Here is a 21,157-nt window from a genome sequence, read left to right as displayed (position 1 = left end):
GTGACGGCCAGGCCACGCCGCTAGAATGCCCGGATGAACCCCCTGCGCAGCTTCAAGGGCATCGCGCCCACCCTCGGCCAGCGCGTCTACGTCGACCCTGCCGCCAGCGTGATCGGCGACGTGGTGCTGGGCGACGACGTCTCGATCTGGCCGGGCGCGGTGCTGCGCGGCGACGTCAACCACATCCGCGTCGGCGCGAGAACCAGCATCCAGGACGGCAGCATCGTGCACGTCGCCCACGCCGGCCCGTACGGCCCGGGCTTCCCGTGCCTGATCGGCGAGGGCGTCACCGTCGGCCACGCCGCCGTGGTGCATGCCTGCAGCATCGGCGACTACTGCCTGATCGGCATGCACGCCAGCGTGCTGGACGGCGCGGTGGTGCGGAAATACGGCTTCGTCGGCGCCGGCGCGCTGATCCCGCCGGGCAAGGTGGTCGGCGAGCGCGAGCTGTGGCTGGGTAACCCGGCGAAATTCGTGCGCCTGCTCAGCGACCGCCAGATCGAGCACCTGCATTATTCCGCCGACCACTACGTGCGCCTGAAAGACGAGTACCTGGCATCCGCCTGATGGCACCGCGACGCGTACTGTTCCTGTGCAGCCGCAACCGCCTGCGCAGCCCCACCGCCGAGCGCGTGTTCGGCACCTGGCCGAACCTCGAAACTGACTCCGCTGGCTTGGCCGACGATGCAGAGACGATACTGACGGCCGAGCAGCTGGACTGGGCCGAATTGATCGTGGTGATGGAAGCGGCGCACCGGCGCCGGCTGCAGTCACGTCACCGCGTCCGCCTCCGGGGCAAGCGCATCGTCTGCCTGGACATCGCGGACAACTACGGTTACATGCAACCGGAACTGGTCGAACTGCTGCTCCGGCGCGCCGGCCCGCTGCTGCGCTGAACGCCGTGGCCGCCGGATGAGCGGCCACGGCGCCTTGCTCACCAGCCCAGCAGGCTGTTGCCGCCGTCCGGCGAACCGTCCGGATGGCTGAACCACCACACCTGATTCTGCCCGTTCGGGCAGCCCATGCCTTCGGCATTCGTCGTCACCACGCCGCCGACGCTGGCCACGTCCTTGCGATAGCAGCCGCCGAGCGAATCGTGGAAGGCGAAGCTCTGCATGTTCTGCTGGTTCGAGTGCCCGATGACGCTGAAGTTGGCATCGAAGTCCAGCGTGTCGCTGGCGTCGACCGTGTTGCTCACCTTGGCCGCATAGATCGTGCGGCCCAGCAGGCGATGGTCGCTGTCGTTGGTGTAGCCCTGGTGCAACAGCGTGGCCTGGATGTAGTTGCCGTCGTCGGTGGTCTGGAAGCTGTAGTCCAGGTGCAGCGGATAGCGCAGGGACTGGCGAAGCTCGCTGGTGACGAAGCGGCCGACCCGGCTCTGGCTGACGCTGTCGACCGAGGTGGTCTGGTCGGTGACCTGGCGGTAGGTGGCGGCGTCGATGGTGAAGCTCTGGGTGTCGTCGAAGCCCACGGTTTGTTCCACCCGCGTGTTCACGCGACCGTGCGAGGTATTGGCATAGCCCTCGATCACGAAGTGCCGGCTCAACCCGGTGGTGATGTCGCCGCTGACATTGCCGTCGGCGTCGGTGACCAGGGTGTCGCCGATGGTGGGCGTGGGCGGCTGCCCGGCGAGCGTGTTCTTCACGATGCCGCCCACCACGCGACTGGCGTGCGGGTCGAGGTAGAGCAGCAGGCTGGCGCTGGCCAGGAAGTAGTGATGGGCGCCGGCGACGCTGAGCGCCACCTCATGCGGGTTGCCGTCGCTGAGCACGCCGGCGAACGGCGTCAGGTCGACCCGGTACGGCATGAAGTTCAGCGCCTGCACGCCCGGCGTGGGACGCCACAAGTAGGGATCGATGCCGCCGGTGTAGATCCACGGATACACCGGTGCCACGCCGGCGGGCTGGCCGTCGATGCTCACCTCGGCCTCGCGGAAGTTGCCGCCGCCGCACTCCTGCACCCGGGCGGCGTACTGGTCGGGCACGCAGGTGTACCAGAATTCGTCGGCGTTCTGGCTCTGCGCGAACACGTCCAGGTAGGCACGCTCCACGTTGCGCGGCAGGTCGAGACTGCGGCTGAGCTTGCTGTTGCCGTCGTCCAGCAGGGTGGCGTCGCCCACCGGATCGCTGCCCAACGGCAGCACCGCATCGGGCACGCGCGGGGCAGGCGCCGCCGCCGTGGCCGGATAGAACAGCAGGCGCGCACTGCCATGCAGCACGCCGGTATAGGTGTCGTTGACCACGTTGCCGAGAATCACCTGCCCGTTGCCTGCCTGGCGCAACAGCGCGCTGTAGTCGGTGAGGTCGCGCTCCACGTGCCAGCTCGGCGACACCGTGGCGGAAGGCTCCTGGGTGGTGCCGTAATACAGATTCACCCCGTCCAGCCAGATCTCCGCGGTGCGGTCGAACTGGCGCCCGGCGGTGACCGAGAAATCCGCCTCCAGCACCACTTTCGACCAGCGCGTGCCGCAACCCTCGGGCGGCGCGTAGGTGTAGGGGTGGGTGCTGAAATCGGCAAACGTGTCGTCGCTGTACAGCTGCACCGCGCAAGGCGTACCTGGTGGTCGCGGCACGGCCGGATCGGCCACGGTGACCCCAGTCGAACCTGGCGGACTGGTATCGGCCACGGCGTCGAAGGCCGGCATGGAAAGCGCGAACACGAGCCCGGCAAGCAGCGGGCCGCCCTGAAGAAACCCCTTCGGCAACATGCGTGTGTCCTCACGTGATGGTGCCCCCCGTACCGCCGAAACTAGCACACGGCGGATGCCGCAACTGCGTACCGGCGATCACATGGCCGGACGCGTCGCCAGCGGCCGGGTCACCGGGCCTGGACCGCCTGCGCCGCGGCCTGGCGGATGCGTTCGGCTTCGGCCTCGTGCTGCCGCATCACGATGTTGCGCGCGGCGGAGAGCTTGCCGCCGAGCAGGGCCAGCGTGAAGTTGTCGCGGTCGAATTCGCGCAGCAGGTCGATCTCGCGCCGCGCCTCCTCCAGCTCCTTGCGGTTGATGGTGTGCTCGATCTCGTCCGCAGCGCGCGGGAAGGATTCACGCAATGCCTCCTGCGCCACCCGGTTCTGCGGTTCCAGCTGCAACACGCTGAGGTAGAACTCCCAGGCATTGCTGCCGGCCGGCGCCAGCAGGCGGCCGTCGCGCATCGCATCGCGAGCCAGCCCGAGCAGGATGCCGCTGCCGCTTTGCGCATCATCGGCCGGCGTATCCGCCCATCCGGCGGACGACGCCGTGGCATCGTTCGGTGCGGCGCTCGCGGTCGCCCGGCTGTACCAGAAAATGCCGCCGGCCGCGGCCAGCAACGACAGGCAGAGCAGGGTGAGCGCGGCGTATCGGTGCGATACGGCGGAAAGGAAACGGGGCATGACACCTGCTGCACAAACGACGGCCGCGCGCTGGAGTCTCCGTCATCGACGTACTCCCGGCGGATGCCGCCACGTTAGCGAGGCGGTGTTTCAGTCGTGTGGCGGCACGGCTTCAACGCGTCGTCGTGGCCGCTTCCAGCCGCGCCAGCCAGGCCAGCGCATGGGTGCGGTCCGTACCGCACATCGCCGGCTCCGCGCGCAGGCTGGCACACACGGCGGGACGCTCGGGGCGGCCGAAGATCGCGCAACGGTTGTCGTCGGTGAGCTGCACGCAGCGGGCGCCAGCCGGCTTGCCATCGGGCATGCCGGGGATCGGCGAGCTGATCGACGGGGCGATGCAGCAGGCACCGCAGCCGGCGCGGCATGCGAATGCGTTCATGCGGACTGCCGACGCAACGCCTGGTACACCGGCTCGGTATCCGGTCGCTGGCCATGCCACAGCTCGAACGCATCGGCAGCGGTCTCCACCAGCATGCCGAGGCCGTCGAACGCGTAGCGCGCACCCGCGGCCGTCGCCCAGCTCAGGAAGCTGCTGGCAGCGGCGCCGTAGGAGAGGTCGTAGCACAGCGCGCGCGCGCCGACCAGCGAGGGCGGCAGCTGCAGCGACACGCCCAGCACGCCAGCCGAGGTGGCGTTGATGATCATGTCGTAGCTGCCGATGTCGGCCAGGTCGGACCAGTAGCGGGTATGCGCGCGCGCCGGCTCGCCGATCGCGTCGGCCAGCGCATCGGCGGTCTCGGCGGTGCGGCTGACGATGGTCAGCGTCTCCACGCCGGCATCCAGCAGGTTCCAGGCCACGCCATGCGCGGCGCCCCCGGCGCCCAGCAGCAGGGCGGTGTGGCCGCGCAGGTCCACGTTGTGACGCTCGGTGAGGTCGCGCACCAGCCCGTCGCCATCGGTGTTGTGCGCGGCCAGCCGACCGTCGGCCAGCGGGGTCAGCACGTTCGCGCTGCCGGCGCGGGTAGCCGCCGTACTGCGCTGCGCCGCCAACGCATAGGCAGCAGCCTTGTGCGGCAAGGTGACGTTCGCGCCGCGGCCGCCAGCGGCGAAGAAGCGCTGCACGACCGCCACGAAGTCGGCGGGCGCGGCGTCGACCGCGCGGTACTCCAGCTCGATGCCGAACTGCCGCGCGAAGGCCTGGTGGATTTGCGGCGACAGCGAATGGCTGATCGGATGGCCGAACACGGCGAACTGGGCGGCTGGCATGGGGATCCCCTGATGGTTACCTGGCTTCATTCTACAAGCCGCCATCACGTCGCAATCGGTGAGATGGGAACACGGCAATGTGCGGTCACTTTCCCGCGGAGACCGCCCATGCCCACGCCAGCCTTGTCTTCCCCACACCATCAACGCCTGCTCGGCGCCGCCGTGCTGTGGCTGCTTGGCGGCAGCGCGTTGCTGCTGAGTACGCTGGTGCCGGCGCATACCGACCTGCTCGGCTGGACGCCGGCGTTCTGGCTGGTCGGCGCGCCGCTGGTCGTGCTGCTGGCGCTGGAACCTTCACTGCCGCGGCAGTTGCTGGCGCTGTGCCGGCCGCACCGGCGCATGGTTCGCAGCGTGGCCTGGCATTAACCACGGACGCACAGGGGATAGCGCCGGCCCACCTTTCAGTGGGTACTGCCGCCCTGGCGCTTGCGCTCCATCCGGCGCAGGAACTCCTGCATGATGCGCAGGTACAACTCGTCACCGAGGTGGGCGTCCTCGACGCCGGCGTCGATCGACGGGTTGTCGTTGACCTCGATCACCACCGGCTTGCTACCGACCCGTTTCAGATCGACGCCGTACAGGCCGTCACCGATCGGCTGGGTCGCCTTCAGTGCGAGTTTGACCACCTCGGCCGGCGCATCCTTCACCGCGATGGTCTCGAAGCCGCCGGATTTCGCGGTGCCCTTGGCGCCGTGGTTGTAGATCTGCCAGTGGCCGCGCGACATGTAGTACTTGCACGCGTACAGCGGCTCGCGGTTGAGCACGCCGATGCGCCAGTCGAATTCGGTATAGACGTATTCCTGCGCCAGCAGCAGCGCGCTGTGCTGGAACAGCCCGCTGGCCGCTTGCGCCAACGCCTCTTCGTCTTCCACCTTGACCACGCCGCGCGAGAACGAGCCGTCCGGGATCTTCAGCACCAGCGGAAAACCGAGCTTGGCGACGACTTCCTTCATGCCCTTGCTGTCGTCGCGATAGAGGATCTCGGTGCGCGGCACCGCCAGCTTGCGCGAGACCATCAAATCGTTGAGGTAGATCTTGTTCGTGCAGCGCAGGATCGAACTGGGGTCGTCGATCACCACCATGCCTTCCTTCTCCGCGCGGTGGGCGAAGCGGTAGGTATGGTTGTCGCTGGCGGTGGTCTCGCGGATGAACAGGCCGTCGTACTCGGCCAGGCGCTGGTAGTCGTTTTTGCCGATCGGGTCGACCTCGATGCCGAGCTCCTTGCCGGCGGCGACGAAGGATTTCAGCGCCTTCTTGTTCGACGGCGGCATCTGTTCCTTCGGATCGACCAGCATCGCCACGTCGTAGCGGAACTGGCGCCGCGCGCGCGGCTTGCGCCACAGCTTGCGCGAGAAGCGGTCGAGCTCCTCGGCGAACGCATCCTCCTGCGCGTCGTCCAGCGTGTGCAGGCCAACCGGCTTGATCGAGCTGACCTGCCACACGCGGTCGCGCTCGAACTCGATCCGCAGCAGCGGACAAGGAAACGTCTCGAACACCTGCCGCGCCAGATCCTGCAACGCCGGATAGGCGGTCTCGCCGAAGTAGACCAGGATGCCGAAGTCGGTGGTGTCGCGGCCACCGGCCGGCAGGAAGTGGGTCAGCTTCTGGTTGAGGTCGTCGATGTCCACGCCGTACAACGAGCGCCGGCGCAGGTCGTTCACCGTGCGCACCGACGGCATCACCTTGTGCCCGCGCGCCTCGGCCAGCAACGACACGTAGTAGCCGGCGCCGAGGTACTTGTAGCTGCGGCACAGGTTGATCACGTGGGTGCGTTCGTCGTCGCTGCCGACCGGCTTGCGCAGGTAGTCCATCGCACTCATCACGTCGACGGACGGATAGTACGAACTCCAGTCGGAGGCTTTTTCGACAACGATGACCAGACGGGTCATGGCACCACTCGGGCGATACGGCGATGGCGGGGCTGCCCCTGCGCAGGGCGCGGCAGGATGTGCAAAACGCGCAGTTTGGCACAGCGCCGCCGTGGCACAAGGGAAAGCGCTGAAGCGCGAATGAACGGGACACGCCATGTCCCGCCGCGGATGGAAAACACATCATCCGCCCGCGGGCTGCTAGAGTCCGCGCGTGCCGACTACCCTGCCCCTGCCGTACGACTACGCCCGCCGTGTCGTACCGGAATCCGCCGACATGCCGCCCGCTCCCGCCAGCCTGCGCGTGCGCCGCGCCGCCTCGTCCGACCTGGATGACCTGGTCGCGCTGGAACTGCGCAGCTTCAGCAGCGACCGGCTGAGCCGCGCGCAATACCGCCGCCATCTGGACAGCGACTCCGCCCTGGTGCTGGTGGCCAGCGCCAACCACCACCTTTTCCTCGGCAGCGCCGTGCTGTTCTTCCGCAAGCGCAGCGCCGTGGCGCGCCTGTACTCGCTGGCGACCCGGCCCGAGGCGCGTGGCCAGGGTGTCGGCGCAGCCTTGCTGGAAGCGGCCGCGGTGGCCGCCCGTCGCCGCGGCAGTCGCGCGCTGCGGCTGGAAGTGCGCACCGACAACGCCGCCGCGATCGGTCTGTACGAGCGGCACGGCTTCCGCCGCATCGGCCGCTACGCGCGGTACTACGGGGACGGAACCGACGCGTGGCGCTACGAGAAGACGCTGGGGTGAATGTCGCCTGCCTCAACCGCCAAGCGGTTGCCCGATCTTTCGCTCGGTCGCCTCGTCGGGCCGCGCCACCAGTGCGCCGGTGCGCATCAGGCTGACGCTGTAGTGGCCCTGGTCGACCAGCAGCAGGAAGGCGCCGCTGCCGTAGACGGTGTCGATTTCCGGCACCCAGCGCGGGTACTGCTTTTTCAGGTTGAGCAGGTCGAATGCGCCCGCTTCGCCGAAGCCGATCACCGTGCGCGGCGCCTCGGCCTCCTGCGCCGGATCGTCATAGCGGCCGGACAGCCGGTCGAGCCGGTACAGCGGCGGCACGCCGGCCAGCAGAGCGGGCAGTTTCCACTTCAGCACGATCGCCTCGACGCGCCAGTCGTCGCCGGCCAGCTGCACCTGGCGCGTGCTGCCGTCGGGCCAGGTGAGGGTGAGTGCCCAGCGCTGCGGCGACAGGATGCGTGCGTCGATCTCCACCACCGGCGCCTCCTCGCCAAGCAGCCGGTAGCCGCGCAGCGCATAGCCGGTGCCGGCCAGCAGCAGGGTCAGCGCGAAGCAGGCCAGGCACAGCAGCGCACGCCAGCAGGCGGCGAGCCGGCGGCCGCCGTGCAGTCGCTGGCGCAAGGCCACCAGCTGCACCAGGGTGACCAACCCGAACACCGCCGCCAGCACCAGCAGCACGGTCATCGGCATGCGCAGCAGCGCGCTCCAGTCCATCGTCGTTACCTCATCGCCTCGTCGTGCGATCCGTCCGCGCATCATAACGGCGATGCCGCGGCCGGTTCACCGCGGCTCGCTATACTGCAGCCGTCTTCAGGAATTCCGACCATGCGCCGATCCCTCTTGCTGCTGCCGTTCTGCCTCGCCATCGCCACGCTTGCCGGCTGCGGCAACAAGGGCCCGCTGGTGCTGCCGACCCAACCCGCCTCGACATCGACCACGGCGAAACCGGCCGCGCCCGCGCTGCCGGCCACCGTCGACGATCCGGCTACCGACCAGTACTGATCCGTCCATGCAACTGCGCTTCTCGAAAATGCACGGCATCGGCAACGACTTCGTCGTGCTGGACTGCCGGCAGCGCGCGTTCCCGCTGGACGCGGTGCAGATCCGCGCGCTGGCCGACCGCCATACCGGCGTGGGCTTCGACCAGTTGCTCAGCATCGAGCCGGCGCGCAACCCGGCCTGCGCGTTCTTCTACGGCATCTGGAACGCCGACGGTTCGCCGTCCGGCCAGTGCGGCAACGGCGTGCGCTGCGTGGCGGCGTGGCTGCACCGCGCCGGCGCGCTGGCGCTGGGCCACAGCGTGACGATCGAGAGCCCGTCCGGCCCGGTGACGGTGCGCCTGCTCGGCGCCAACGAGGTCACCGTGGACATGGGCGAGCCGGTATTCGAACCCGCGCGGATCCCGTTCGCGGCCGACGCCACGGCCGATCGCTACGAAATCGTCGTGGACGACGAGCGGCTGGACATCGGCGCGGTGTCGATGGGCAACCCGCATGCGGTGGTTGTGGTGGAAAACCTCACCGCCCCCGCGCTGCAGCGGCTCGGCCCGCTCCTGACGAACCATCCACGCTTCGCGCAGGGCGCCAATGCCGGCTTCGTGCAGTGGCTCGATCGCCGCCACCTGCGCCTGCGCGTGCACGAACGCGGCGCCGGCTGGACGCGCGCCTGCGGCACCGGCGCCTGCGCCGCGATGGCGGTGCTGCACCAGCGCGGCGACGTCGACGACGCGGTGGCCGTCGAGCTGCCCGGCGGCACGCTGCGGATCGACTGGGCCGGCCCCGGCCACACGTTGTGGATGACCGGCCCGGCCGCGTTCGCGTTCGAGGGTGAATGGCCGGTTCCGGCCGCCAGCACCTGACGCGGCGGTTGAAGCGCGCCCGCGTCCATCGCACACTCCAGCCGGACGGTGCGCATCTTTCGCGCGCCCCGCAACGGTTCGAGGACATTCACGCATGACCGCCACCCTGCTCGACGACGCCACCCAGGCCCGCGTGGTCGCCGCCTACCTGAAGCGCCATCCGGAATTCCTCAGCGAATATCCCGAGCTGGCCGCCAGGCTGACCATGCCGCCGCGCGAGCAGGGCGGCGCGGTATCGTCGCTGGCGGTGTACCAGCTGCAAAGCCTGCGCGACAAGAACGCGGAACTCGAACGCCAACTGGCCGAACTGATCGCGATCGCCGCCGAGAACGAAAAGCTGATGGAACGCGTGCACGCGCTCACCGTGGCGCTGCTGCGCGCGAACACGATGGAAGTAACCGCGCGCACGGTGATCGCCAAGCTCGGCGCGGATTTCCACACCGAGCAGGTGCGCCTGCTGCTGTTCGGCGACGAGCCGCAGCTGCCGCGCGCGGAATGGCTGCAGCAGATCCCCGGCGGCGCCGACGCACTGCCGGAGTTCGCCGAGTTCCTGCGCAAGGGCGAGCCGGTCTCCGGCCGCCTGTCGGCCGAGAAGCTCGAGCGCCTGTTCGGCGCCGACGCCGGGCAGATCCGTTCGGTCGCGATGATGCGGCTGGGCGACTGCGGCATCCTGGCGATCGGCAGCACCAACCCGGACCGCTTCCAGCCCGGCATGGGCACGCTGTTCCTTAAGATGATCGCCGCCACCATCACCGCCGCGCTGGCACGCTCGCGGGATATCTCCTGAGCCGGCGATGACGCCCGAACAACAGGTCGAGCAATGGCTCGCCCGCCTCGCCGACGAGCGCCACGCCTCGCCGCACACGGTCGCCGGCTATCGCCGCGACCTGGCCAAGTTGCTGCGCTTCATGCAGGAACAGCGGCTGGCCTCGTTCGATGCGCTGGACGCGAACCGGATGCGTACGTTCGTGGCCGGCGAGCATCGCACCGGGCTGGCGCCGAAAAGCTTGCAACGCCTGCTGTCGTCGTGCCGCAGCCTGTTCCGCCAGCTCAACCGAGAAGGCGGGCTGGCGAGTGATCCGCTGCTCGGCGTGCGCGGCCCCAAGGTGCGCCGCAAGCTGCCGCAGGTGCTCGACGTCGACGAGGCCGCCGCGCTGGTGGAGACCGACAGCGGCGGCAAGCTGGCCGTGCGCGACCGCGCGATGCTGGAGCTGTTCTACTCCAGCGGCCTGCGCCTGTCCGAGTTGTGCGGCCTGCGCTGGCTCGACCTCAACCTCGACGAAGGCGAAGTGCGCGTGCTCGGCAAGGGCAGCAAGACCCGCATCGTGCCGGTCGGCCGCCACGCGGTCGCCGCGTTGCGCGCCCTGGGCGCGGAAGAAGGTACGCCGGCAGACAGCCCGATCTTCCGCGGCCGCGGCGGTGCGCCGATCAACCCGCGCACGGTGCAGCTGCGCATGAAGACGCTGGCGCTGCAGCAGGGCATCCCCAAGCACATCCATCCGCACCTGCTGCGGCATACCTTCGCCAGCCACATGCTGGAATCCTCCGGCGACCTGCGCGCCGTGCAAGAGCTGCTCGGCCACGCCGACATCGCCACCACCCAGATCTACACCCACCTGGATTTCCAGCACCTGGCGCGGGTCTACGACGCGGCGCACCCGCGCGCGAAACGCAAGCCCTGACGCCATGCTCCTCCCCCTGCAAACCGGGGGAGGAGCCAGGACGCCCACCCTCGACATTGAAGCGAAACCGCTGCGGCCCCATCTCGTTCGCTCAGGCACACTCTTGCGGAGCTCCCATGGAATCGTTTCACGCCACCACCATCGTCTGCGTGCGCCGCGAAGGCCGCGTCGTGATCGGCAGCGACGGCCAGGTCACGCTGGGCAACACGGTGATGAAGGGCAATGCGCGCAAGGTCCGCCGGCTGGGCAAGGCGGGCGACGTGGTGGCCGGCTTCGCCGGCGCCACCGCCGACGCGTTCACCCTGTTCGAACTGTTCGAGCAGAAGCTCGAGAAGCACAACGGCAACCTCACCCGCGCCGCGGTGGAAATGGCCAAGGAATGGCGCACCGACCGCCGCTTCGGCCGGCTCGAGGCGATGCTCGCGGTGGCCGACAAGGAGGCGTCGCTGCTGATCTCCGGCAACGGCGACGTGGTGGAACCCGAGCACGGCCTGATCGCGATCGGCTCCGGCGGCCCGTTCGCGCAGTCCGCGGCGATGGCCCTGCTCGAGAATACCGAACTGGATGCACGCACCATCGTCGAGAAGGCGCTGAAGATCGCCGGCGACATCTGCATCTACACCAACCACAACGTGTCGATCGAAGAGTTGTGATTCGGGATGGCGGGAATCGTCCGAGCCCGCCAGCCTGATCATCCCGCGGCTTTGCAAATCCCGAATCCCGAATCCCGGCGAAACCCATGTCCGAATTGACCCCCCGCGAAATCGTCAACGAACTCGACCGCTACATCATCGGCCAGCACGACGCCAAGCGTGCGGTGGCGGTGGCGCTGCGCAGCCGCTGGCGGCGCATGCAGCTGCCGGCGGAGATGCGCAACGAGATCACCCCGAAGAACATCCTGATGATCGGCCCCACCGGCGTGGGCAAGACCGAGATCGCGCGCCGCCTGGCGACGCTGGCCAATGCGCCGTTCGTGAAAGTCGAGGCGACCAAGTTCACCGAGGTCGGCTATGTCGGCAAGGATGTCGAATCGATCATCCGCGACCTCGCCGACGTGGCCTACAAGCTGACCCGCGAGCATGCGATCAAGCGCGTGCGCACGCAGGCCGAGGACCGCGCCGAGGATCGCATCCTCGATGCGCTGCTGCCGCGCCGGCAGACGCCGACCGACTGGACCCACGATCCCGCGCCGACCATCGACAGCGACACCCGCCAGAAGCTGCGCAAGCAACTGCGCGAGGGCGCGCTGGACGAGCGCGAGATCGAGCTGGACTTCGCCATGAACCTGGGCGTGGAGATCATGTCGCCGCCGGGCATGGAGGAAATGGGCGCGCAGTTGCGCCAGATGTTCCAGAACCTGGGCGGGGCCAAGACGCAGAGCCGCAAGCTGGCGATCAAGCTGGCCCGGCCGCTACTGATCGACGAGGAAGCCGGCAAGCTGCTCAACGACGAGGAGATCCGCGCCCAGGCGATGGAGTCGGCCGAGCAGAACGGCATCGTCTTCATCGACGAGATCGACAAGGTGGCGCAGCGTTCCGACTACGGCCATTCCGGGGTCAGCCGCGAGGGCGTGCAGCGCGACCTGCTGCCGCTGGTGGAGGGCTCCACCGTGTCGACCAAGTACGGCCCGATCAAGACCGACCACATGCTGTTCATCGCGTCCGGCGCGTTCTCGCTGGCCAAGCCGTCCGACCTGATTCCCGAGTTGCAGGGCCGCCTGCCGATCCGCGTCGAGCTGTCCGCGCTGAGCGTGGACGACTTCAAGCGCATCCTGCGCGAACCACACAACGCGCTGACCAAGCAGTACGTGGCCCTGCTCGGCACCGAAGGCGTCGGCATCGAATTCACCGACTCCGGCGTGGACCGGCTGGCCGAGGTGGCGTTCCAGGTGAACGAGCGCACCGAGAACATCGGCGCCCGCCGGCTGCATACCGTGATGGAGCGCCTGCTGGAAAAAATCTCCTTCGAGGCCGCGGACAAATCCGGCGAAAAATACCTTATCGACGCCGAACAGGTAGATAAAAACCTCGGAAGCCTGGCCCAGAACGAGGATCTCAGCCGCTACATCCTCTGAACAAGCCGGTCACCCCCATCTGCTAAAATAGGCACCGTGAGCAACATTATTGAACTGAAAAACACCGGCCAGCGCGCCCAGTTGCGCGAGGCGCAGCAGAAGCAGACGCTGGTGCGGTTGTGGCGCGAGGAGCTTGAACACGGCAGCTTCTGCGGCTACGTGGGTGGCGTGGGGCGCGAATTCTTCCTGCTCTGGGTGGTCGGCGACGGCATCACCTACGACGGCATGTACGTGATGCGCCATCGCGACGTCAGCGAGCTGGAAGCGCCCGACAAGCACCACGTGTTCTTCGAGAAGGCGCTGGCGCTGAAACACATCCTGCCGCGCATGCCGCGCGGGTTCCCGCTGGACAATATCCGCGAAGTCATCCAGGCCGCCGGCGCGCAGGCCGCGGTGATCGGCGTGCATGTGGACAGCGAGGACGAGTCCGAGGTCTGCTACATCGGCCGCCTGATCGACGTCGAGGAAGACGGCTTCAACATGCAGGAGCTGAGTCCCGACGCGGAATGGATGCGCGAGCCCTCGTTCTTCGCCTGGGACGAAGTCTCCACCGTCAGCATCGAGGACAGCTACGCGCAGTCCCTGCTCGCCGTGGCCGGCCCCGCGCCGGCCCTGCTGCCCGGGGACACCGGCTTCGGCCGCGCTCCATCCCCCTGAGTGAAGCCGGGCGAGACCGGGGCGGACCTTCGCGGGCCGCTTCTCGGGCATGCGGCACGTCGATGATTCCAAGGCCATCGCGCCAGCGGTTAAGCTCTCACGTTCATCGTGAAGCCAGCGCGCTTTGGCGGGGGACAACAGATGACACGCATCGTCGTCGTCGGCAGCATCAATATGGATCTGGTCACCCAGGCACCGCGCTTCGTCGGCCCCGGCGAGACCATCCTGGGCGAACGTTTCCTCACCGTGCCCGGCGGCAAGGGTGCCAACCAGGCCGTAGCCGCGGCGCGGCTGGGTGCCGACGTGGCGCTGGTCGGCGCCACCGGTGACGACGCCTTCGGCCGGCAACTGCGCGAGGGTCTCGCGATGGAGGGTGTCGACCTCAGCCATGTCGCGCAACTCGCCGACAGCGCCAGCGGCACCGCCTCGATTACTGTCGCCGGCGGCGAGAACCAGATCATCGTGGTCCCCGCCGCCAACGCACGCGTTACCCCGGCGCAAGTCGAACGCGCGCAGACGCTGATCGCGCGCGCCGACGCCGTGCTGGTGCAGATGGAGATCCCGCTGGCAACCGTCGAAGCCACCCTGCGCCTGGGCCACCGCCTCGGCGTGCCGGTGATTCTCAACCCCGCCCCCGCACAGAAGCTGCCGATCGACTGGCTGCAACTCGCCCGCTACGTCACCCCGAACCAGCATGAACTGGCGATCCTGCTCGGCGCCGATCCCGACGAGGATTTCCGCACGTTGATGCAACGCGCGCCCTGTCCCGTCGTGCTCACCCGCGGCGGCGAGGGCGCCTGGTACCGCGAGCAGGGCGAACCGATCCACCAGTCCGGTTTCAACGTCGAGGTGGTCGACAGCACCGGCGCCGGCGACACCTTCAACGCCGCGCTGGCCGTGTTCCTCCACGAAGGCCTCGCCGCCGCCGTACGCAAGGCCTGCGCCGCCGCCGCGCTGTCGGTCACCCGGCTCGGCGCGCAGGGCGGCATGCCGGGCGTGCATGACGTGGATGCTTTCCTCGCGCAGCCGGCTGGCTGATCACTTGCCGATGCAGAACGAACTGAAGATCGCGCCGAGCAGGTCGTCGCTGGAATAGCTGCCGGTGATTTCGCCCAGCGCGTGCTGGGCCTGGCGCAATTCCTCGGCGGCGAGTTCGCCGGCGCGACTGCTGGCGAGGATGGCGCCGGTGCGATCGAGATGCGCGCCGACCTGCTGCAACGCCAGCACGTGACGACGACGCGCAGTGAAGGCGCCTTCACCGCTGCCGGCACCGGCCAGCCGCTTGAGATGCTCGCGCAGGGCGTCGAGACCTGTCCCGGTTTTCGCCGAGGCCCACAGCCAATGCATGCCTTCGCACTGGTTGTGGCGGGCGGGAACCTGATCGAGGTCGATCTTGTTGATCAGCACCACGCGTTCGACGTCGGCGGGCAGGGCGTCGAAGAACGCCAGGTCGGCGGCATAGTCGGCGGCGGTGGTGACCAACAGGGCGACGTCGGCGCGCTGCAGTTCGCCGTGGGCGCGGCGCACACCTTCGCGTTCGACTTCGTCTTGCGTTTCGCGCAGGCCGGCGGTGTCGGCCAGTTCCAGCGCGATGCCGTCGAGGCTGAGCGCTTCGCGCAGCACGTCGCGGGTGGTGCCGGGAATCGGCGTGACGATGGCGCGCTCGCTGCCGGCCAGCGCGTTGAGCAGGCTGGACTTGCCGGCGTTGGGACGGCCCACGATGGCCACCTTGAGGCCATCGTTCAGACGCAGGCCTCGTTGCGCTTCGCGAAGCAGCTCGGCCAGTTCGACACGCAGGCTTTCGAGTTGAGCAGTGATCGCCGGGTCGACAAGGAAGTCGATTTCTTCCTCGGGGAAGTCGATCGCCGCCTCGATGTGCACGCGCAGCGCGATCAGCGCCTGCAGCAGCGCCTCGACCCTGCGCGAAAACACGCCCTCCATCGACTGCAGCGCGGCACGCGCACCGGCTTGCGAACGCGCGGCGATCAGGTCGGCGACCGCTTCGGCCTGGGCCAGGTCGAGCTTGCCGTTGAGGAAAGCGCGTTCGGTGAATTCGCCGGGCCGCGCCAGGCGGGCGCCGAGTTCGCAGCAGCGGCGCAGCAACGCGTCGAGCAGCACGGCGCTGCCGTGGCCTTGCAGTTCCAGCACGTGTTCGCCGGTATACGAAGCGGGCGCGGGGAAATGCAGCAGAAGGCCGCGATCGATCAGTTCGCCGGCATCGTCGCGGAACGCGGCGAAGTGGGCATACCGGGGTTGCGGCATGCGGCCGAGCAAGGCTTGCGCGATCGCCGGCACCACCGGCCCGGATACGCGCAGCACGCCCACACCCGCCGCACCGGGGGCGCTGGCGATGGCGGCGATGGTATCGCTGGGGTGCTCGGTCATGCGATGACTCTAAACGAAGTCAGCCGCGACGGTGACCCGGTCGCGGCTGACGAAGGAAGCGTGATGGATCGGGCTCAGGCGGCCTTGGGCTTGATCACATCCTCGCGATCGATATGGTGGGTGATCCACCATTGCTGGCCCAGGCCCACGATGCCGTTGACCGCGTAGTACAGGCACAGGCCGGCCGGGAAGAACGCGAACATCACCGTGAACAGCAGCGGCATGACCTTCATCATCTTCGCCTGGGTCGGGTCCATGCCCGCGGCGACCGGGTTCAGCCATTGCGTGCCCAACATCACCAACGCGTAGATGATCGGCAGGATGTAGAACGGATCGGGCGCGCTGAGGTCAGGGATCCACAGGAACGGCGCGTGGCGCAGTTCCAGGCTGTACTCGAGCACGAAGAACAGGCCGTAGAACACCGGCAAGGTGATCAGCACAGGCAAGCAGCCGCCCATCGGGTTGACCTTCTCCTTCTTGTACAGCTCCATCATCGCCACTTGCATCTTCTGCTTGTCGTCGCCGTAACGCTCCTTGAGCGCCTGGACACGCGGCTGCAGCTTGCGCATGCGGGCGCTGGAGCGGTACTGGATGGCGGTGAGCTTCCAGCTCAGGCCCTTGATGAGCAGTACCAGCAGGATGATCGCCACACCCCAGTTCTTGGTGATCGCGTGGAACTGCGACAGCACCCAGTGCATCGGCACGGCGATGACCTTGAACATGCCGTAGTCGATGGTGAGATCCAGCCCCGGCGCGATCGCGTCCATCGAGCCCTGCTTGTTCGGGCCCACGTACAGGCGCGACTGGCTGGTGAGGCTCTGCCCCGGCGCCACGCTCAGGGCGGGGCCGACCGTGCGGATCAGGTAGCGCGGATGCGCGCTGTCCGGGTTGATCGTCTGGGTGACGTACTGCTCGGTCTGGTCGGCCGGCGGAATCCACGCGGTGACGAAGTACAGCTTCAGCATCGCCGCCCAGCCGCCCTTGATCGTGGCGTTGAGCTGGTCCTTCGGTTCGGCGAAGTCCTTGAACGGCAATTTCTCGAACTTCTCGCCGGTGTACCAGGCGGCGCCCTGGAAGCTGCGCGTCTCGGGATTGGTGTAGTTCGCCAGCCAGTTGCCGGCTTTCGGCGGCTCGACCCGCAGCAGCTGCTGGTAGGCGTTGCCCTGCCACGGCGTAGCAGTGCCGTTGTCGATACGCTGGCTCACCCCGATGACGTAGCTGCCGCGCTTGAAGGTGTAGGTCTTGGTGACCTTGAGGCCGGCGGCATCCTGCCAGGTGAGGTCGACCTTCAGCTCGTCCTGGCCGGCGGCGAGCGCGTAGGCGGTCTTTTCGCTGTGGAACAGTGCCAGGTGGTTGGGCTGGTCGGCCGGCGCGGTGTCGGTGCTGCTGACTAGGCCGTTCTGGGCCACCGAATAGCGCTCGGGCTCGCTGGTCAACAGTACGGTCGGCGGCGGGTTCGGCGCCTTGTGCGTGCGCGGCGCCTGCGGGTAGGCCAGCAGGTCGGCGTGCACCAGACTGCCGCCGCGGGTATCCACGCTCAGCTTCAGTACGTCGGTCTCGACGGTGATCAGCTGCGCTGCGGCCGGTGTGGCAGAAGCCGTGTCGCCGGCGATCGTCGGCGTAGCCGCGGAGCCTGGCGCGGAGGCAGCCGGAATTGCGCCCGGTACGCCGGCATCCGCCGCTGGTGTGGCCGTGCTCGCTGCGCTGGCTGCCGTGGTCGGCGGCGGTGGCGCGTAATCCTTCTCCCAGGCCAGGAACAGGAAGTAGGCCACGGCCAGCAGGGCGAACATGAGGAAGGTGCGCGTTTGATTCATCGCGTAGCAGATCCGGGTAACGCCACGACACTTGTCAACGCCGCGGAGACAGGAAGGAAAAAGGTCAACGCTCGATTGTGGTGGTGTCGCCGGCGGGCTTCAATGGTCCGGACGTCGCGGCATGGCTGGCCAGCAGTTTTTTCCACAAGCCGTCGAGTTCGGCCAGCAGCTGCGGCCCGGGTACGCCGGCGGCCTGTTCGCGCGCCATCACCATCATGTCGACCGCCGGCAGCTGATGGCGCACACGCCGGAACGACTCGCGCAGCAATCGCTTGATCCGGTTGCGCTCGACCGCTCGCTTGGAGACGCGCTTGGAAATCGCCAGGCCGAGCCGGGCATGCCCGAGGTCGTTGTCGCGATAGCGCATATGAAAACAGCGGCCGCCTGCGCGTCCGCTGCTTGTCCGCAAGGCGGCGAAGTCACTTGGCCGACGTAACCGCGCGTCGCGCGGCAGCCCGGCGATGGACATGACGCTTGCCCCCAATGCTTGATCGGTACTTACGGGATCAGGCGCTTGCGGCCCTTGGCGCGACGGGCGTTGAGAATCTTGCGGCCGTCGGCGGTGGCCATACGGGCACGGAAACCGTGCGTGCGAGCGCGCTTGAGCTTGCTGGGCTGGAAGGTCCGCTTCATGGCTTACTCCGAAGGGAATGTGGATAAAAAGGTTGGAAAGTATGTGGGGTATCCGCCGCCGCTGTCAAATGACGATGGAGGGCGCCTTGTGGATACCCGTGTGGATATGTGGCGGCCGAGGCGGCGGGGGAGGCTGCTAGACTAACCCATCACCCCGCGCGCAAGCGCTTCAAGCTGTGGTCGATTTTATTCATGAGTGATCTGTGGCGGCGCTGCCTTGAGCGCCTCGAAGGCGATTTGAGCGCCGAAGACCTGCATACCTGGCTGATGCCGCTGCAGGCGCGCGACGATGCCAACGGCCTGCAGCTGTTCGCGCCGAATTCCTACACCCTGGACACCGTGCGCGGGCGTTACCTGCAACAGATCGAGGCGGTATTGCTGCAGCTCGGCGGCAAACCCTGCCCGGTACGGCTGGAGGTCGGCTCCAGCGCGGTCCGGCCGGCACCGTCCGCCAAAACGGCGGCGGCACCCCGGGCGGCCGCCACCGCGGCCCCGGTGCCTGCGTTCACCCACAACCTGGACCCGCACTACACCTTCGAGACCTTCGTCGAGGGCAAGTCGAACCAGCTCGGCAAGGCCGCCGCGATGCAGGTGGCGACGAACCCGGGGCGCGCCTACAACCCGCTGCTGCTGTACGGCGGCACCGGCCTGGGCAAGACCCACCTGATGCACGCCGCCGGCAACCTGATGCGCGAGCGCAATCCGGACTGCAAGGTGCTGTACCTGCGCTCGGAGCAGTTCGTCGGCTCGATGATCGAGGCCTTGCGCGCCAAGAGCATGGACGAGTTCAAGCGACGCTTCCGCTCGGTCGACGCGCTGCTCATCGACGACATCCAGTTCTTCGCCGGCAAGGACACCACGCAGGAAGAATTCTTCCACACGTTCAACGCGCTGTTCGAATCCAAGCAGCAGATCATCCTGACCTGCGACCGCTACCCGAAGGAAGTGGACAAGCTCGAGCCGCGGCTAAAATCGCGCCTGGGCTGGGGCCTCTCGGTGGCGATCGAGCCACCGGATTTCGAAACGCGCGCGGCGATCCTGCTGGCCAAGGCGCACGAGAAGGGCGTGGCGGTCGACGAGAACGTGGCGATGCTGCTGGCCAAGCGGATCCGCTCCAACGTGCGTGATCTCGAGGGCGCGCTGAACACGCTGGCGGCGCGGGCGAACTTCTATGGCAAGCCGATCACCACCGACTTCGCCGAGGAGACCCTGCGCGACCTGCTGGCCACGCATGCGCAGGCGATCACCATCCCGAACATCCAGAAGATCACCGCCGAGTACTTCAACGTGCGGCTGCAGGACCTGCTGTCCAAGCGGCGCGTCCGTTCACTGGCGCGGCCGCGGCAGATCGCGATGACCTTGTCCAAGGAACTGACCGAGCACAGCCTGCCGGAGATCGGCGAGGCCTTCGGCGGGCGCGACCACACCACGGTGATGCATGCCTGCAAGACGATCCGGAAATTCATCGAGACCGACACGCGAATGCGTCAGGATTGGGAGCAATTGATCCGTACGCTGACCGGTTGAGCGATGACGCGCAAAGATTATGGATAAGCAGGGGCTCAAGCTGTGGATAATGGGTGGATGGATTCGCCCCTGAAGTTATCCACAAACTGTCCACCGTTAGGCAGCTCCTTCAAGCACAGCCATAAAATCTCTCAAGAAATTGATTTAGAAGAAAAAATCAGGGTATAAAAGTTACCCACCGGCCCAACAACAACCACTAACTTCTTTTAAAGACAGAACAGCAGGTATAGGGGAAGCACAGCCATGCAATTCAGCATCCAACGAGAAGCTCTGCTCAAACCGCTGCAGCAGGTGGTTGGTGTCGTTGAACGCCGCCAGACGCTGCCCGTGCTGGCCAACCTGCTGGTGAAGGTCGGCAACGGTCGGCTGTCGCTGACCGGCACCGACCTCGAAGTGGAAATGGTGGCTACCACGGAGGCGGAAAAACTGGTCGACGGCGAAATCACCATTCCCGCCCGCAAGCTGTTTGACATCGTGCGGGCCCTGCCCGATGGTGCGCGGATCGAGCTCAAGCTCAACGGCGACCGCGTGGCACTGAATGCCGGGCGCAGCCGCTTCACGCTGACGACCCTGCCGGCCAGCGAGTTTCCCACCGTCGACGAGATCGAACTGGTGGAAAAGGTCAGCCTGCCGGAAGAAGCGCTGCGCGACCTGATGGAACGCACCGCGTTCGCAATGGCGAACCAGGACGTGCGCTACTACCTCAACGGCATGCTGCTGGATCTGCAGGAGCACACGCTGCGCTGCGTGGCCACCGACGGCCATCGCCTGGCGATGAAGGAAACCGAGTTGCAGAGCTCGGTCAGCACGCGGCGGCAGATCATCATTCCGCGCAAGGGCGTCAACGAGCTGATCGGCCTGCTGGAAACCGGCGACGGGCAAGTCGAGCTGGAATTCGGCCGCAACCACCTGCGCGTACACCGTGGCGACGTGGTGTTCACCTCCAAGTTGATCGACGGCCGTTTCCCGGACTACGAGGCGGTGATCCCGCTGGGTGCCGACAAGACCGCCACGCTGGACCGCGAAGTGCTGCGCGGCGCGCTGCAACGCGCAGCGATCCTGTCGAACGAGAAGTACCGTGGCGTGCGGCTGGAACTGTCGCCGGGCAAGCTGCGCATCGTGGCGCACAACCCGGAGCAGGAGGAGGCGGTCGAGGAAGTCGAGGCCGATACCCACGTATCCGACCTGGCGGTGGGTTTCAACGTGGGCTACCTGCTCGATGCGCTGGCCGCGCTGCGCGGCGACCAGGCCCGGCTCAGCCTGCGCGACGCCCAGTCCAGCTGCCTCGTGCAGGAGCACGACAATGAGCACGCCCGCCACGTGATCATGCCGTTGCGGCTCTGACGGC

At 67.6% G+C, this 21,157-nt stretch carries 24 protein-coding genes; 14 read left to right on the top strand and 10 right to left on the bottom strand.

Annotated features, from left to right (window positions below):
• Positions 1-33 precede the first annotated feature (33 nt).
• Both ABIE04_RS08815 and ABIE04_RS08810 read left to right on the top strand, forming a co-directional pair.
• A complete protein-coding gene (locus tag ABIE04_RS08815; RefSeq protein WP_354548784.1) occupies positions 34-567 on the top strand; it encodes a gamma carbonic anhydrase family protein in 534 nt (177 codons plus the stop codon).
• Positions 567-896 carry a low molecular weight protein tyrosine phosphatase family protein gene (locus ABIE04_RS08810; protein ID WP_354548782.1) on the top strand — a complete coding sequence of 110 codons (330 nt, stop codon included), beginning with the start codon at positions 567-569 and terminating at the stop codon, positions 894-896. The genes ABIE04_RS08815 and ABIE04_RS08810 overlap by 1 nt, the downstream gene beginning before the upstream one ends.
• A gap of 38 nt (positions 897-934) precedes the next feature.
• On the opposite strand, the gene ABIE04_RS08805 is transcribed toward ABIE04_RS08810, so the two are convergent.
• The 4 genes from ABIE04_RS08805 to aroE all read right to left on the bottom strand — a co-directional run bounded on the left by ABIE04_RS08805 (position 935) and on the right by aroE (position 4,578).
• Positions 935-2,707: a peptide-N4-asparagine amidase gene (locus ABIE04_RS08805; RefSeq protein ID WP_354548779.1), complete on the bottom strand. Its 1,773-nt coding sequence runs from the start codon at positions 2,705-2,707 to the stop codon at positions 935-937.
• 110 nt (positions 2,708-2,817) lie between these two features.
• The gene (locus ABIE04_RS08800) at positions 2,818-3,372 is read right to left on the bottom strand and encodes an energy transducer TonB (RefSeq protein ID WP_354548777.1); all 555 of its coding nucleotides are present in this window, start codon (positions 3,370-3,372) and stop codon (positions 2,818-2,820) included.
• 112 nt (positions 3,373-3,484) lie between these two features.
• Positions 3,485-3,751, bottom strand: a complete 267-nt coding sequence (locus tag ABIE04_RS08795) for a YkgJ family cysteine cluster protein (RefSeq protein WP_354548774.1) — start codon at positions 3,749-3,751, stop codon at positions 3,485-3,487.
• The gene (aroE, locus tag ABIE04_RS08790) at positions 3,748-4,578 is read right to left on the bottom strand and encodes a shikimate dehydrogenase (protein WP_354548772.1); all 831 of its coding nucleotides are present in this window, start codon (positions 4,576-4,578) and stop codon (positions 3,748-3,750) included. Before aroE ends, ABIE04_RS08795 begins: the two co-directional genes overlap by 4 nt.
• A gap of 108 nt (positions 4,579-4,686) precedes the next feature.
• Between aroE and ABIE04_RS08785 the strand changes: the two genes are divergently transcribed.
• On the top strand, positions 4,687-4,944 hold the full coding sequence (locus tag ABIE04_RS08785; protein WP_354548770.1) for a hypothetical protein: 258 nt from the start codon (positions 4,687-4,689) through the stop codon (positions 4,942-4,944).
• A 35-nt stretch (positions 4,945-4,979) separates the two neighbouring features.
• Here the strand turns inward: ABIE04_RS08785 and ABIE04_RS08780 are convergent, their stop codons facing one another.
• On the bottom strand, positions 4,980-6,467 hold the full coding sequence (locus ABIE04_RS08780) for a RimK family protein (RefSeq protein WP_354548768.1): 1,488 nt from the start codon (positions 6,465-6,467) through the stop codon (positions 4,980-4,982).
• A gap of 193 nt (positions 6,468-6,660) precedes the next feature.
• On the opposite strand from ABIE04_RS08780, the gene ABIE04_RS08775 reads away from it, so the two are divergent.
• Positions 6,661-7,191: an N-acetyltransferase gene (locus tag ABIE04_RS08775; RefSeq protein ID WP_354548765.1), complete on the top strand. Its 531-nt coding sequence runs from the start codon at positions 6,661-6,663 to the stop codon at positions 7,189-7,191.
• A 12-nt stretch (positions 7,192-7,203) separates the two neighbouring features.
• Here the strand turns inward: ABIE04_RS08775 and ABIE04_RS08770 are convergent, their stop codons facing one another.
• The gene (locus ABIE04_RS08770) at positions 7,204-7,893 is read right to left on the bottom strand and encodes a hypothetical protein (RefSeq protein WP_354548763.1); all 690 of its coding nucleotides are present in this window, start codon (positions 7,891-7,893) and stop codon (positions 7,204-7,206) included.
• Positions 7,894-8,004: 111 nt separating this feature from the next.
• Here ABIE04_RS08770 and lptM point away from each other — a divergent pair, with 111 nt between their 5' ends.
• The 8 genes from lptM (at position 8,005) to rbsK (ending at position 14,488) form a co-directional block, all read left to right on the top strand.
• Positions 8,005-8,181: an LPS translocon maturation chaperone LptM gene (lptM, locus tag ABIE04_RS08765; protein WP_354548761.1), complete on the top strand. Its 177-nt coding sequence runs from the start codon at positions 8,005-8,007 to the stop codon at positions 8,179-8,181.
• Between the two features lie 7 nt (positions 8,182-8,188).
• Positions 8,189-9,037: a diaminopimelate epimerase gene (dapF, locus tag ABIE04_RS08760; RefSeq protein ID WP_354548758.1), complete on the top strand. Its 849-nt coding sequence runs from the start codon at positions 8,189-8,191 to the stop codon at positions 9,035-9,037.
• A 94-nt stretch (positions 9,038-9,131) separates the two neighbouring features.
• The gene (locus tag ABIE04_RS08755; RefSeq protein ID WP_354548754.1) at positions 9,132-9,824 is read left to right on the top strand and encodes a DUF484 family protein; all 693 of its coding nucleotides are present in this window, start codon (positions 9,132-9,134) and stop codon (positions 9,822-9,824) included.
• 7 nt (positions 9,825-9,831) lie between these two features.
• Complete coding sequence (gene xerC, locus ABIE04_RS08750; RefSeq protein WP_354548750.1) at positions 9,832-10,719, top strand: tyrosine recombinase XerC; 888 nt, start codon at positions 9,832-9,834, stop codon at positions 10,717-10,719.
• A 116-nt stretch (positions 10,720-10,835) separates the two neighbouring features.
• Positions 10,836-11,372 carry an ATP-dependent protease subunit HslV gene (gene hslV / locus ABIE04_RS08745; protein ID WP_354548744.1) on the top strand — a complete coding sequence of 179 codons (537 nt, stop codon included), beginning with the start codon at positions 10,836-10,838 and terminating at the stop codon, positions 11,370-11,372.
• A gap of 86 nt (positions 11,373-11,458) precedes the next feature.
• Positions 11,459-12,793 carry an ATP-dependent protease ATPase subunit HslU gene (gene hslU, locus ABIE04_RS08740; protein ID WP_354548742.1) on the top strand — a complete coding sequence of 445 codons (1,335 nt, stop codon included), beginning with the start codon at positions 11,459-11,461 and terminating at the stop codon, positions 12,791-12,793.
• Positions 12,794-12,829: 36 nt separating this feature from the next.
• Entirely contained in the window at positions 12,830-13,450 is a 621-nt protein-coding gene (locus ABIE04_RS08735) for a hypothetical protein (protein ID WP_354548739.1), read from the top strand.
• Positions 13,451-13,591: 141 nt separating this feature from the next.
• Complete coding sequence (gene rbsK / locus ABIE04_RS08730; protein ID WP_354548736.1) at positions 13,592-14,488, top strand: ribokinase; 897 nt, start codon at positions 13,592-13,594, stop codon at positions 14,486-14,488.
• On the opposite strand, the gene mnmE is transcribed toward rbsK, so the two are convergent.
• The 4 genes from mnmE to rpmH form a co-directional block, all read right to left on the bottom strand.
• On the bottom strand, positions 14,489-15,835 hold the full coding sequence (mnmE, locus tag ABIE04_RS08725) for a tRNA uridine-5-carboxymethylaminomethyl(34) synthesis GTPase MnmE (RefSeq protein WP_354548734.1): 1,347 nt from the start codon (positions 15,833-15,835) through the stop codon (positions 14,489-14,491). It abuts the gene before it with no gap.
• 74 nt (positions 15,836-15,909) lie between these two features.
• A complete protein-coding gene (gene yidC / locus ABIE04_RS08720; RefSeq protein WP_354548731.1) occupies positions 15,910-17,649 on the bottom strand; it encodes a membrane protein insertase YidC in 1,740 nt (579 codons plus the stop codon).
• A 64-nt stretch (positions 17,650-17,713) separates the two neighbouring features.
• The gene (gene rnpA, locus ABIE04_RS08715; RefSeq protein WP_354548729.1) at positions 17,714-18,118 is read right to left on the bottom strand and encodes a ribonuclease P protein component; all 405 of its coding nucleotides are present in this window, start codon (positions 18,116-18,118) and stop codon (positions 17,714-17,716) included.
• A 29-nt stretch (positions 18,119-18,147) separates the two neighbouring features.
• A complete protein-coding gene (gene rpmH / locus ABIE04_RS08710; protein WP_008211413.1) occupies positions 18,148-18,282 on the bottom strand; it encodes a 50S ribosomal protein L34 in 135 nt (44 codons plus the stop codon).
• Between the two features lie 192 nt (positions 18,283-18,474).
• Between rpmH and dnaA the strand changes: the two genes are divergently transcribed.
• Both dnaA and dnaN read left to right on the top strand, forming a co-directional pair.
• A complete protein-coding gene (gene dnaA / locus ABIE04_RS08705) occupies positions 18,475-19,809 on the top strand; it encodes a chromosomal replication initiator protein DnaA (protein ID WP_354548725.1) in 1,335 nt (444 codons plus the stop codon).
• A 243-nt stretch (positions 19,810-20,052) separates the two neighbouring features.
• Complete coding sequence (dnaN, locus tag ABIE04_RS08700) at positions 20,053-21,153, top strand: DNA polymerase III subunit beta (RefSeq protein WP_354548723.1); 1,101 nt, start codon at positions 20,053-20,055, stop codon at positions 21,151-21,153.
• The last annotated feature ends 4 nt before the right edge of the window (positions 21,154-21,157 follow it).

This window comes from Rhodanobacter soli, assembly GCF_040548735.1.
Classification (GTDB): Bacteria; Pseudomonadota; Gammaproteobacteria; order Xanthomonadales; family Rhodanobacteraceae; genus Rhodanobacter; species Rhodanobacter soli_A.
The sequence above is the reverse complement of the archived record's forward strand: the minus strand, read 5'-3'. Positions and strand labels throughout refer to the sequence as shown.